The sequence below is a fragment of the Dorea hominis genome (assembly GCF_014287705.1).
Taxonomy (GTDB): domain Bacteria; phylum Bacillota; class Clostridia; order Lachnospirales; family Lachnospiraceae; genus Dorea_D; species Dorea_D hominis.
Genome location: NZ_JACOOY010000019.1, coordinates 55,395 through 67,923, shown reverse-complemented (window position 1 = coordinate 67,923; position 12,529 = coordinate 55,395). Strand labels below are relative to the sequence as shown.

14 protein-coding genes, 1 tRNA gene and 1 rRNA gene are annotated in these 12,529 nt (G+C 39.6%); 13 read left to right on the top strand and 3 right to left on the bottom strand.

Annotation, left to right across the window (positions count from 1 at the left end; all coding sequences use genetic code 11):
* Together H8S07_RS12845 and H8S07_RS12840 are read left to right on the top strand one after the other, a co-directional pair.
* A 23S ribosomal RNA gene (locus tag H8S07_RS12845) occupies positions 1-94 on the top strand; the annotation flags it as partial.
* 69 nt (positions 95-163) lie between these two features.
* Positions 164-235: transfer RNA gene (locus tag H8S07_RS12840), tRNA-Asn, on the top strand.
* 167 nt (positions 236-402) lie between these two features.
* Here the strand turns inward: H8S07_RS12840 and H8S07_RS12835 are convergent.
* Entirely contained in the window at positions 403-1,053 is a 651-nt protein-coding gene (locus H8S07_RS12835; protein WP_186856151.1) for a GntR family transcriptional regulator, read from the bottom strand.
* A gap of 397 nt (positions 1,054-1,450) precedes the next feature.
* On the opposite strand from H8S07_RS12835, the gene proC reads away from it, so the two are divergent.
* The 6 genes from proC (at position 1,451) to feoB (ending at position 7,894) form a co-directional block, all read left to right on the top strand.
* Positions 1,451-2,245, top strand: a complete 795-nt coding sequence (gene proC, locus H8S07_RS12830; protein WP_021861295.1) for a pyrroline-5-carboxylate reductase — start codon at positions 1,451-1,453, stop codon at positions 2,243-2,245.
* 414 nt (positions 2,246-2,659) lie between these two features.
* The gene (locus tag H8S07_RS12825) at positions 2,660-2,878 is read left to right on the top strand and encodes a cation transporter (RefSeq protein ID WP_021861296.1); all 219 of its coding nucleotides are present in this window, start codon (positions 2,660-2,662) and stop codon (positions 2,876-2,878) included.
* Between the two features lie 57 nt (positions 2,879-2,935).
* On the top strand, positions 2,936-4,804 hold the full coding sequence (locus tag H8S07_RS12820; protein ID WP_186856150.1) for a heavy metal translocating P-type ATPase: 1,869 nt from the start codon (positions 2,936-2,938) through the stop codon (positions 4,802-4,804).
* A 324-nt stretch (positions 4,805-5,128) separates the two neighbouring features.
* Positions 5,129-5,341: a FeoA family protein gene (locus H8S07_RS12815; RefSeq protein WP_021861298.1), complete on the top strand. Its 213-nt coding sequence runs from the start codon at positions 5,129-5,131 to the stop codon at positions 5,339-5,341.
* A 68-nt stretch (positions 5,342-5,409) separates the two neighbouring features.
* Positions 5,410-5,631 carry a FeoA family protein gene (locus H8S07_RS12810; protein ID WP_021861299.1) on the top strand — a complete coding sequence of 74 codons (222 nt, stop codon included), beginning with the start codon at positions 5,410-5,412 and terminating at the stop codon, positions 5,629-5,631.
* 79 nt (positions 5,632-5,710) lie between these two features.
* Positions 5,711-7,894, top strand: coding sequence for a ferrous iron transport protein B (gene feoB / locus H8S07_RS12805; RefSeq protein ID WP_118661185.1), 2,184 nt, complete (start codon positions 5,711-5,713; stop codon positions 7,892-7,894).
* 119 nt (positions 7,895-8,013) lie between these two features.
* On the opposite strand, the gene H8S07_RS12800 is transcribed toward feoB, so the two are convergent.
* Positions 8,014-8,379 carry a metal-dependent transcriptional regulator gene (locus H8S07_RS12800; RefSeq protein ID WP_021861301.1) on the bottom strand — a complete coding sequence of 122 codons (366 nt, stop codon included), beginning with the start codon at positions 8,377-8,379 and terminating at the stop codon, positions 8,014-8,016.
* A 201-nt stretch (positions 8,380-8,580) separates the two neighbouring features.
* On the opposite strand from H8S07_RS12800, the gene H8S07_RS12795 reads away from it, so the two are divergent.
* The 4 genes from H8S07_RS12795 (at position 8,581) to H8S07_RS12780 (ending at position 10,310) form a co-directional block, all read left to right on the top strand.
* Entirely contained in the window at positions 8,581-8,718 is a 138-nt protein-coding gene (locus H8S07_RS12795; RefSeq protein WP_021861302.1) for a FeoB-associated Cys-rich membrane protein, read from the top strand.
* A gap of 18 nt (positions 8,719-8,736) precedes the next feature.
* Entirely contained in the window at positions 8,737-9,180 is a 444-nt protein-coding gene (locus H8S07_RS12790; RefSeq protein WP_021861303.1) for a transcriptional repressor, read from the top strand.
* Between the two features lie 61 nt (positions 9,181-9,241).
* Entirely contained in the window at positions 9,242-9,607 is a 366-nt protein-coding gene (locus H8S07_RS12785; protein WP_021861304.1) for a heavy-metal-associated domain-containing protein, read from the top strand.
* Between the two features lie 91 nt (positions 9,608-9,698).
* Positions 9,699-10,310: a DUF3841 domain-containing protein gene (locus H8S07_RS12780; RefSeq protein WP_186856149.1), complete on the top strand. Its 612-nt coding sequence runs from the start codon at positions 9,699-9,701 to the stop codon at positions 10,308-10,310.
* Between the two features lie 112 nt (positions 10,311-10,422).
* Here H8S07_RS12780 and H8S07_RS12775 read toward each other — a convergent pair whose 3' ends face one another.
* A complete protein-coding gene (locus tag H8S07_RS12775) occupies positions 10,423-11,538 on the bottom strand; it encodes an acyltransferase family protein (RefSeq protein WP_117538388.1) in 1,116 nt (371 codons plus the stop codon).
* Between the two features lie 244 nt (positions 11,539-11,782).
* On the opposite strand from H8S07_RS12775, the gene H8S07_RS12770 reads away from it, so the two are divergent.
* Positions 11,783-12,496, top strand: a complete 714-nt coding sequence (locus H8S07_RS12770) for an IMP cyclohydrolase (protein ID WP_021861307.1) — start codon at positions 11,783-11,785, stop codon at positions 12,494-12,496.
* Positions 12,497-12,529: the final 33 nt, after the last annotated feature.

Genomic DNA, 12,529 nt, shown 5'->3' with positions numbered 1-12,529 from the left:
AGACCCCTTGAAGACGACGAGGTAGATAGGTCAGAGGTGGAAGTGTGGTAACACATGGAGCTGACTGATACTAATCGGTCGAGGGCATGACCAAGCAAGGTGATAGGTAAAGGATGAAGTATTTCTTGTATGCAGTTTTGAAGGTACATAACCTTTATAATATTCCTCGATAGCTCAGTGGTAGAGCATTCGGCTGTTAACCGAAGGGTCGTTGGTTCGAGCCCAACTCGGGGAGTTTGAAAACCTGTAAGCCATAGTCTTACAGGTTTTTCTGTTTCTTCCACAACAGCCAGAGGAAACTGTCTGTGCCGGGTTTTGTAATATTATATAAATAAAAAAGATATCTGATAAAGTAACGAGTAATTACAAATCGGATATCTTTTTTGTGCTGTAATATAGTAGCTAAATATTGCGCGGACCATTTAAAGCAGCGGATTTTCCTGTACCGAAATGGTCTGCTTTTAATATTGCAAAAGCTTTTTCGTAATTGCCTTTGCGCATGTACTGGATCATCTTCTTGAGGTTATCATTTGTCTTCGGGATTGCCATACCATTTTTAATAGAATACTGTCCGATCCGTACAAGTTCTGTCAGATTATTTTCATAGATGCGGTTGATTCGTTCATTTTCAAAAATACTGATGATCTCCCTGTGCATGGCTGCGTCTGCCAGTTCCCAGTTGTAGAGATCTCCGGCAGTCGCACACATACGCACGACTTTTTCCTCAATACGATAGGAATATTCCTCGTATCTGCCGGATGTGAAGATGAGCTCGAAAGCCGCACCTTCAAATAATTCACGGATTTGATAAATTTCCGTGATATCCTCATCTGTAATTTCTTTTACCATCATAGATTTGTAATAGTCGGAAACAATCAGACCTTCATTCTGTAGCATCTGGATAGCGGATCGCACAGGACTGCGGCTCATACCAAGTTCTTTTGTAAGTTTTGCTTCCGTTAGAGTCATTCCCGGCGGATAAGTCAGATTCATAATATTTTCTTTAATAATTGTATAGGCACGATTTGCCAGTGATATATTTTTCTCAGCCATTATACACCTCTTCGTTGTTGTAAGAGTCGTTAATAAAGTATATATAATTATAATTGTATACAAATTATAACGATTTTTAGCGCAAAATTCAATATTAAAATTAAAAAATAGTGTTGACTTTTATAGAAAGTAGTGTTATAGTCACCATAGAAACAAGTTGTATACAAATTTGCGAAATGTATACCATTTTTTCTTTGAAACCATTTCACACTTAAGGAAAGCAGACAGCGATAGCTTCTGCAAGTACAGGATTATATTGTGGATCATAGAGAAGATATGAGGAATTATATCATTTGAAAAAGTGAAGGATACGAGGAAGCATATAATTTAAGAAGAGAAGTGAGAGATATAAGAAGGGAAATGGAACATAACCGCAGGAAAAAGGAAGGTATTTATAATGAAATTAGGATTTATCGGAACAGGCAATATGGCTTCAGCAATCATGGGTGGAGTAATTAAAAAAAATATTTTCCCGGCAGAGGAGATTATCGGAGCAGATTTATTTGCACCGGGACGAGAGAGAGTAAAAGAGCAGTTTGGAATTAACGTTACAGATAGTAATAAAGAAGTTATTGAAAAAGCAGAAGTTGTAATTTTATCTGTAAAACCACAGTTTTATGCAGATGTAATCGCTGAGATCAAAGATATTGTAAAACCGGAGCAGTTAATCATTACAATCGCACCAGGTAAGACATTAACATGGCTTGCTGATCAGTTTGGAAAAGCTGTGAAGATCACACGTACAATGCCGAATACACCGGCTATGGTTGGAGAAGGTATGACAGCAGCATGCCCGAACGAGCATATGACGGAAGAAGAGATTGCATATGTGAAGACAATTCTGGAAAGCTTCAGCAGAGTAGAAGTTGTACCGGAGAAATTGATGGATGCAGTAACAGCAGTCAGCGGAAGTTCACCGGCATATGTATATATGATGATTGAAGCTATGGCAGATGCAGCAGTTTCTGGTGGAATGCCAAGACCGCAGGCATACAAATTTGCAGCACAGGCTGTTCTCGGAAGTGCGAAGATGGTACTTGAGACAGGTAAACATCCAGGAGAATTAAAAGATATGGTATGCTCACCGGCAGGAACAACAATTGAGGCCGTACGTACTCTGGAAGAACTTGGTTTCAGAAGCTCTATTATCGAAGCAATGAAAGTTTGCGAAGAAGTATCTAAGAGCATGTAATGATGCCAGGGGCAATAAACTAAAAACATGATGCACTTGCAGATGAGTGGCTTAGGGCAACTTTTGAATCTAACATCATGTAATATAGAACCTTCTTAAGTTGAGGATTAAAAAGAATATCGGGGAAAAAGCAACTGTTTTGCGAAGCATAATCGTGAGGCAGTTGCTTTTTGTGTACGAAGTATACTAATCGAGTAGGGAATGCCTGCTCGATTTAAGGCTACGAGGAAAAAGCATGAACTTGTGCGGATGAATTTGTGTAAGCGAGTTGTATATAATGATTGGAAATTTCCATAATAATTTCCGCAAAATATATTGACAGAACTGTAAGCAGGAGTATAATAAAAACAAACATATGAATAACTGTTCATATGATAAAACGAAAATAAGGGATATTTAAAGGAGAACAAAATTATGAAAAAAACTTACAAAATCGATGTTGACTGTGCAAACTGTGCAAACAAAATGGAAGATGCAGCAAAGAAGACAGCAGGAGTGAAAGATGCAACTGTAAACTTTATGGCATTAAAGATGATCGTTGAATTTGAAGAAGGTCAGGATCCGAAAGCTGTTATGCCAGAAGTTCTGAAAAACTGTAAGAAAGTAGAAGATGACTGCGAGATATTTTTATAAGATTTCGGTGGGAAGATTATAAAATAAGATTTGCAAGTATTATTGGGAGGTCCGGTAATGAATAAGAAGCAGAAAAAAGTATTTACCAGAATTATTATTGCATTTGCATTAATCATTATACTGAAATGGATTCCGGTAGAAGGATATGTAAGATTTGCACTGTATATGGTTCCGTATCTTGTCATTGGCTATGATATTTTGAGAAAAGCCGGGAAGGGAATCTTGAACAGACAGGTCTTTGATGAAAATTTCCTGATGGCAGTAGCGACAGTTGGTGCCATTGCACTGGGAGATTATACTGAAGGTGTATCCGTTATGCTTTTCTATCAGATCGGTGAGTTGTTCCAGAGCTATGCAGTTGGTAAGAGCCGCCGTAATATCAGTGAACTGATGGATATTCGCCCGGACTATGCAAATATCGAAAAAGATGGACAGTTAGAACAGGTAGATCCGGATGAAGTTGAAGTAGGAACGACAATCGTGGTACAGTCCGGAGAAAAGGTACCAATCGATGGTGTGATCCTGGAAGGAAGTTCCACTCTTAATACAAGTGCACTGACAGGAGAAAGCCTTCCGCGCGAAGTGAAGGCGGGAGATGAGATCATCAGCGGATGTATTAACATGACAGGTGTACTTAAAATATGTACAACGAAAGAATTTGGAGAATCTACAGTATCAAAGATCCTGGAACTGGTGGAAAATTCAAGCTCCAGAAAATCAAGATCCGAGAACTTTATTTCAAAATTTGCTAAATATTATACACCTGCAGTCTGCTACGGTGCGCTGGCACTTGCAGTTCTGCCACCGCTGGTAAGAATGATTGCTCTGGGACTTGCACCAGAATGGGGAGACTGGATTTACCGTGCACTTACATTCCTTGTAATCAGTTGTCCGTGCGCATTGGTAATCAGTATTCCGCTTAGTTTCTTTGCCGGTATTGGCGGAGCAAGTAATCAGGGGATTCTGGTAAAGGGTTCTAACTATCTGGAGACACTCGCTTCTACAAAATGTGTAGTATTTGATAAAACAGGTACAATGACGCAGGGAGTGTTTGAAGTCAGTGGTGTACATCATAATGAGATGGATGCAGAGAAGCTCCTGGAATATGCAGCGCTGGCAGAGTGCTCATCCTCACATCCGATCAGTAAGAGCTTACAGAAGGCTTATGGAAAGTCGATTGACCGTAACCGTGTGACAGATATTGAAGAGATTGGTGGAAATGGAGTAACTGCCAAAGTAGATGGAATCTTGGTTGCAGCAGGAAATGTGAAACTTATGAAGAAACTTGGAATCTCCTATATGGATTGCCACAGTGTGGGAACGATTGTCCATATGGCAGTTGACGGTAAATATGCAGGTCATATTCTTATTTCTGATTTGATCAAACCACATGCAGCACAGGCAATAGCAGAGTTAAAGCGTGCAGGTGTTAAGAAAACGGTTATGCTGACCGGAGATGCTAAAAATGTAGCAGAGCAGGTGGCAGAAGAACTTGGAATCCAGGAAGTACACAGCGAATTACTGCCAGCCGACAAAGTAGCAAAAGTTGAAGAACTGTTGAAACAGAAGACAGAAAAAGAAAAGCTTGCATTTGTCGGCGACGGAATCAATGATGCACCGGTACTTTCCAGAGCAGATATCGGTATTGCAATGGGTGCGCTTGGTTCAGATGCAGCAATTGAAGCGGCAGATATTGTGCTGATGGATGATGATCCGCTGAAAATTGCAAAGGCGATCAAAATTGCAAGAAAATGTATTCGAATTGTTTATCAGAATATTTATTTCGCACTTGGAATCAAGGGAATTTGTCTGCTTCTCGGAGCAATCGGTGTTGCAAATATGTGGATGGCTATTTTCGCAGACGTAGGAGTTATGGTGATTGCCGTATTAAATGCGATCCGCGCATTGTTTGTGAAAAATATATAATACTCGCTTCAAATATAAGTATAAAATCGTATAATAAAAAAGAAGTGATAACACAAATGTTCTTGTGTTATCGCTTTTTTTTATTAAAAATGCCATAGTACCAAGAAAAAACTGCGGCGGCAGATTTCTGATTTTGATGTAACATCCAGAAAATGTTGAAAATTCTTTGGCTTTTGCATGATTAAGTTATAATGACATTGATAGATGACACGGCTATTGAGAAAATATAATCAATAAAAATATTGACAGAAAAGATAAATTAGCATAAACTAACTAAAGTAAAATGAAAACGTTTATCATTAATATGTAGAAGGAAGGGGTAAGATGATGCCGTTAGCAATGGTAAAACCAGGTGAAGAATGTACAATTAAAAAAATTGGTGGAAAAGAAGAGACACGCCGGTTTTTGGAAAACCTTGGATTTGTAGTCGGAGGTATTGTAACGGTCGTGTCGGAAGTCGGAGGTAATCTGATCATTAATGTGAAAGATTCCAGAGTTGCCCTCGGTAAAGATATGGCAAATAAAATCATGGTATAATCCATGAAGCTCGTTCCGAAGGAACATAAAAAGATAACAATAAAGGTATGAAAGAAGGGATTAAGGGAATGAAAACTCTGAAAGATGTAGCCGTTGGGAAGACTGTCAAAGTTGCAAAGCTTACTGGTACTGGTCCGGTAAAAAGAAGAATCATGGACATGGGTATTACAAAAGGTGTTGAGATCTTTGTAAGAAAAGTAGCACCGCTTGGTGATCCGGTCGAGGTAACTGTAAGAGGATATGAACTGTCCTTAAGGAAAGTAGATGCCGAAATGATTGAGGTAGAATAAATTTTTAACCAGTAGTTAGCAGATGCTAACAAGACAGGCGAAACAAGCAGAAAGCAATAATTAATGAAGGAGAAAAAATATGTCAGTAAAAATTGCGCTTGCAGGTAATCCGAATAGCGGTAAGACAACATTATTTAACGCACTGACTGGTTCCAATCAGTTTGTTGGTAACTGGCCGGGAGTTACAGTAGAGAAAAAGGAAGGTAAGTTAAAAGGACATAAAGATGTTGTAATCATGGACTTACCGGGTATTTATTCATTATCTCCATATACACTGGAGGAAGTCGTAGCAAGGAACTATCTGATCGGTGAGAGACCGGATGCGATCATCAATATTGTAGATGGTACAAATATTGAGAGAAACTTATATCTGTCTACACAGATCATGGAACTGGGAATCCCGGTTGTTATGGCAATCAACATGATGGACATTCTTGCTAAGACAGGAGATAAAATCCATCTTGACAAATTAAAAGAAAAACTTGGATGCGATGTAGTTGAGATTTCTGCATTAAAGGGAACAGGAATCAAAGCAGCAGCAGAGCAAGCTGTTAAACTTGCTAACCAGAAGAGTGCAGGGGCACCGGTTCACGAATTTTCAACAAAAGCTGAGAGTGTGATCGAGCAGGTTGAAGGAAAGCTTTCAGGAATCGTATCTGATGATCAGAAGAGATTCTTTGCAATCAAACTTCTGGAGAAGGATGACAAGATTCAGACACAGATGAAACAGACAGTTGATGTTTCTTCTGAAATTAAAGAACTGGAAGATGCATTTGATGACGATACAGAAAGTATCATCACAAATGAGAGATATGTATACATTTCTTCTATTATCGGAGAGTGTGTTACAAAAGCGAAAAAAGGTGAGAAGCTTACAACATCTGATAAAATTGACCGTATCGTTACAAACAGATGGCTTGCGCTTCCAATCTTCGCAGTCATCATGTATGCAGTATATTATGTATCTATTTCAACACTTGGTGGAATTTTAACAGACTGGACAAATGATACACTGTTTGGTGAGTGGATCATTCCGGCAGCACAGAGTTTCTTTGAAGGAATTGGCTGCGCAGACTGGTTAACGGGTCTTATCGTTGACGGTATCATTTCCGGTGTCGGTGCCGTACTTGGTTTCGTACCGCAGATGTTAGTTCTGTTTTTCTTCCTTGCAATCTTAGAGTCTTGTGGATACATGGCACGTGTTGCATTTATCATGGACAGAATCTTCCGCAAATTCGGTCTTTCCGGAAAATCTTTCATCCCGATACTGATCGGTACAGGATGTGGAGTCCCTGGAGTAATGGCTTCTCGTACAATTGAGAACGACAGAGACCGTAAGATGACAATTATGACAACAACATTTATCCCATGTGGAGCTAAACTTCCGATCATTGCCCTGATCGCAGGTGCGCTGTTCAGAAATGCTTCATGGGTTGCACCAAGTGCATATTTTGTAGGAATCGCTGCAATTATCTGTTCAGGTATCATGCTGAAGAAGACAAAAATGTTTGCCGGTGAGCCGGCACCGTTCGTAATGGAGCTGCCTGCTTATCATATGCCTACAGCAGGAAATGTATTAAGAAGTATGTGGGAGCGTGGATGGTCTTTCATCAAAAAAGCTGGTACGATCATCACACTTTCAACTATCGTTGTTTGGTTCTTATTGAACTTCGGATGGACAAACGGACACTTTGGAATGTTGAACTTTGACGGACTTGAAGGAGCAGCAATGGAAGCAGCCCAGGCTCAGTGTGTTCTTGCTAAGATCGGAAACCTGATTGCATGGATCTTCGCACCACTTGGATGGGGTAACTGGAAAATGGCAGTTGCAGCTATCACAGGTCTTGTAGCAAAAGAGAACGTAGTAGGTACATTCGGACAGTTATTCGGATTTGCAGAAGTTGCAGAAGACGGAAAAGAAATCTGGGGAACACTTGCAAGCAGCATGACTCAGATTGCAGCTTATTCCTTCCTCGTATTCAACCTTCTGTGTGCACCTTGCTTCGCAGCAATGGGAGCTATTAAGAGAGAGATGAACAACATTAAATGGTTCTGGTTTGCAATCGGATACCAGTGTATCCTTGCTTATCTTGTATCTCTGTGTATTTATCAGTTCGGTACCCTGGCAACAGGCGGTGGATTCGGAATCGGTGTAGTAGTAGCAATCCTGATTGTGATCGGATTCTTATACATGCTCTTCCGTCCATACAAAGAGAGCCAGACTTTAAATGTTAATATCAAGACTACAGCAAAAGCAAAATAAGCCATAGGTATACATACGTCTAAAAAAAGCAGTTGATTCTAAGTGAGTCAACTGCTTTTTATTAGTGCGACGGAGAAATGTGTCATGCTTGCATGGCAACATTTGACGAACGCATTATTTTAACGCTCTGCAATGTATTTTTTAATCGCTTCAAAACTTTGTCCGCTTATTACATGTTCAATACGGCAGGCATCTTCAACAGCAATGTCGGCATCGACACCGATGGATGTTAGCCAGCCGGTAAGGAAAGTATGACGTTCATAAATCTTGTTTGCAATCTCCAGACCACTTCCTGTCAGATGGATATGTCCGTTCTCGTCTACTTTAATGTAATTGTCAGCACGCAGATTCTTCATAGCGACGCTGACGCTTGGCTTTGAGTAGGATAACTCCTGGGCAATGTCGATCGAGCGTACATTGCCAAGACGGTTTTGAAGAACGAGGATCGTTTCCAGATAGTCTTCGGCAGATTCCCTTATAACCAATACAGATCACCTCTTTTCATATGAAATCTTTTGTTTCCAACATTTAAATTCATTATAGCACAGAAATAAAGTGTCAGCAACGAAACAATAATTATCAGAAAATGATAAAAAATATTCAATAATGATATTGACAGACAATGATGGTTAGCATATACTAACTATTATAAAAATGAAAATACTTATCATTTAGGAGGCGATCATATGGCAACTTTTATTGTCGGAGCAGTAGTACTTGCAGTTGTTGGACTGATTATCAGAAGTATGGTTAAAGATAAAAAGAACGGAAAATCATTACAGTGTGGATGTGATTGTAAACATTGTAATGGACATTGTCACTAATCGGGGAGGAAGGTACCTATGGCATACGAAAATTCCAATCAGAATTATCAGAGAACGAAGATGCAGAAAGATATGATCATCAAGCGGCTGAGAGAGGAAGGGTGCAGAATCACCAAACAGAGACGGATGCTTCTGGATGTGATTCTGGAAGAAGAGTGTTCCTGCTGCAAAGAGATTTATTATCGGGCATCCAAGGTAGACCCGGGTATTGGAACGGCTACGGTTTATCGTATGGTAAATAAGCTGGAAGAGATCGGAGCTATCAGCAGGAAGAACATGTATAAGATCTCATGCGGTGCAGAGTGTGACCGTGAAGATGCATGTACGGTGGAATTTGATGATAATACAGTAAAGCATTTTTCAGCAAAGACATGGAATCGCGTGATTTTGGCAGGCTTGAAAGCATATGGCTATGTGAATGATCAGAAGATCCGCAGTGTAGAGATGCAGTCTTGCATGTAAGAGTCATAGCAGATCCAGAAGAGACAGTAATATAGAAAAAAGACAATGGGAAGGAATTGCAATGGCAACAATCGTAATTTGTCTGATTCTGGTTGTAATTTGTATAGTCGGAATCAGAAGTATGATAAATCGAACAGCACACGGCTGTTGCGGCGGTGGCGGAGATAATGTGAAGAAGGTTAAGGTTAAAGATAAGAATGTGTCACATTATCCGTACACATGTACAGTCGGAGTCAGTGGAATGACCTGTTCTAATTGCAAAAAGAGAGTTGAGAATGCATTTAACGAAAAAGAAGGTGTTTATGCAGTCGTAGATCTTGCGAAAGCGCAGGCAGTTATACATATGAAGGAAAAAATGCCGGAAGATGAGATTATGAGCACGATTTGGCAGAGCGGTTATGAACCGGACGGATTAAAATTTTCCTAAAAGAAAATGACATTTCTATCTTGACGCTTTATAATAAAACCAGAGGAAAGAGCGGATAAAGTGATCTGCAGACGGATAAGGAGGAAATGTCATGGGGAAGATGATAAGACTGTATACCAGACAGAACGATAAGACACTCAGGCAGCTTGAGCGGGATGGAAGAATTATCAACCACCGCGCATATGTAGAGATGCATTTTGGAGATATTGCTCCACTCTTTATGGAAAGTTATGACTGGTTTACAAAAGAAGCAGCGAAGATGCTTCCAAAGCCGGAAGATGTGCATGCACCGATCTGGTGTTCCATCAGCAAAGATAACTGTTTAAAACCGATTCCGGGAACCGTCGTGTATGTACTGGAAGTACCGGAAGATAAGGTTATTTATTTTGACGATGTGAAATGGGATTATGTACTGAACCGCATATACCTGCCGAATAATGATAAAGATGCGGCGGCCTATAAGAAGCATCTGAAAGAGATCGGAGTAAGCAACAGTTTTGAATTCTTTGAAGGACGTTATAAAGGAATGTATCCGGAAGAAGTTGCAAAGATTCGGGAGAGTTGGAAGAGAGCATTTCGGATTGATAAATGGACGATCTTCAATGTTTGTGGCAATATCTGGGAAATCAGAAAAGAGTGGGTGCGTAAAATCGTTCATCCGGGAGAGGAGATTCCGGATGATACAGATCTGATTGAAGGATAAAGGTATAAAGACAATATACGTCATCACCATAAAAAGAAGACTTCTGAAGTACAGAGGTCTTCTTTTTATATGAGTGGGGCAGGCAGCGTACGTCGCTAATGAAGGAAAGTCTTTAATCTGCTCTGTTAGTGGAAAGGGTACAGCTAAACAACTGCAGCGTTCCAGGTTCCAGTGCCGGATTGGAAACTTCCAGATAATGCACAGGAAGAAAACGGAACGGGAAAGCCAACTGTTGTATGGAAAGTTTAAGTACTGCAGGAAGATTGGAAACCAAGCCGGTCAGTCTGCTGAATGGCAATGCAGAAAACAGCAGTGCCAGAGCCGTACAGAAGAAGAGCAGAATGAGAGATTCTGTCAGAGTATCCACATGATCCAGCAGTGTTGTACATTCTTTCAGATAAGAATAGGTCAGTCCATGAAACAGATAAATTGCCATTGTCCGGCTTCCAATATAGGAAAGCAGATTCTGGCGGTCTGTGATAAGACTAAAAATAGCAAATGTAAGAATGAAGCTTACTGCATAACAGAATAACCGGCAGAAGATTCCTTCGGCGTTTGTCTGTCCTAAGAAATCATAATTGTATCTGCCATAAAAAATTTTCGGCGAATATTCTGTGTGTGTTTCATCTAAAATCAAATAAAGAATAAATGTTGCAATAACACATGCGGAAAAGAGCTGGCATTTTCTTGTGCGGAGAGTATTCAGAGTATCTCTGGAAAATATAGTTCCGGCGAGGAAAAATGGATAAAATACAAGAATCCTCGGCAGGCTTAAAAAATTGTCAGCCATATCACTGCATCCGATCAAGAGCCCAAGTCCGACAGAAAGCAACATATAGTATGGAAGCTTTTTGAAATACGGTGTGACAGCTCTCCATGCAAATAAAGCCAAAATATACCAAAGGGAGAACTTCGGATATAACAGATATAAGCTGGTTTCTTTATGAAGTACATAAATATAGAAAAAATAATATATAAATTCATAAATCAAATACGGAATAACCAGTTTTTGAAATAATTTTGCAAAAGTCAGTTCACGTTTGGAAAAATAGCCGGATATGAAAATGAATGCCGGCATATGAAAGGACACAATCAGCCATTTTAAAGTATATAAAAAATCATTATTGCGATAGGATGGCTCGGTAAAATGTCCGATGATGACCAGAATGATCAATAATACTTTGTAGTTATCGAATAAATAATCTCTTTGTCTGTTCTTTGATTCCATAATATCTGCTCCTGGATTAGCGAATAGATTTTAAAACCGCATTTATTTTACTCTTTTTTATTTCTGCGTACAAGATAAAAATTGCATAAAAATGTAATAAAATTGTAATATAATCTTAACAAAATTAATGTTTTTCAGAGCAAACAAAAGAAAGAGTTCGGTTGTTGACACTTGTATCAATTCCAGATTTCTTATATAATGAATGCACAGCTTAAAACCAATCAGAAGAAGGAGACGTATTCTTATGGAAATGTTAGCAATTGAAAAAGAACTGAAAGAAAATTCCTATCCAGGAAGAGGTATCGTTATAGGCAGAAGTGCAGACGGAAGTAAAGCTGTAACTGCCTATTTTATTATGGGAAGAAGTGAGAACAGCCGGAACCGTGTGTTTGTAGAAGACGGACAGGGAATCCGTACGCAGGCATTTGATCCGGCGAAACTGACAGATCCGAGCCTGATCATCTATGCACCGGTTCGTGTACTGGGGAATAAGACGATCGTTACAAACGGAGATCAGACCGATACGATCTATGAAGGTATGGATAAGCAGATGACATTCGAACAGTCATTGAGAAGCCGTGAATTTGAACCGGACGGACCGAACTATACACCACGTATTTCCGGTATTATGCATATTGAGAATGGAAAATACAACTATGCCATGTCTATTCTTAAGAGTAATAATGGTGATCCTTCCGGATGTAACCGCTATACATTTGCATATGAGAATCCGGCAGCAGGAGAAGGACATTTCATTCATACATACCAGCATGATGCCAATCCACTGCCAAGCTTTGAGGGAGAGCCGAAGCTTGTTCAGATCCCGGATGGAATCGATGCATTTACAGAGCTTCTGTGGAGCAGCCTGAATGAAGACAATAAAGTATCTTTATTTGTACGTTATATTGATATCGAAACAGGAGAGTATGAGACAAGAATTGTCAACAAGAACCAGTAAGAACAGAATATAGAGAATATAGAAATCACATAT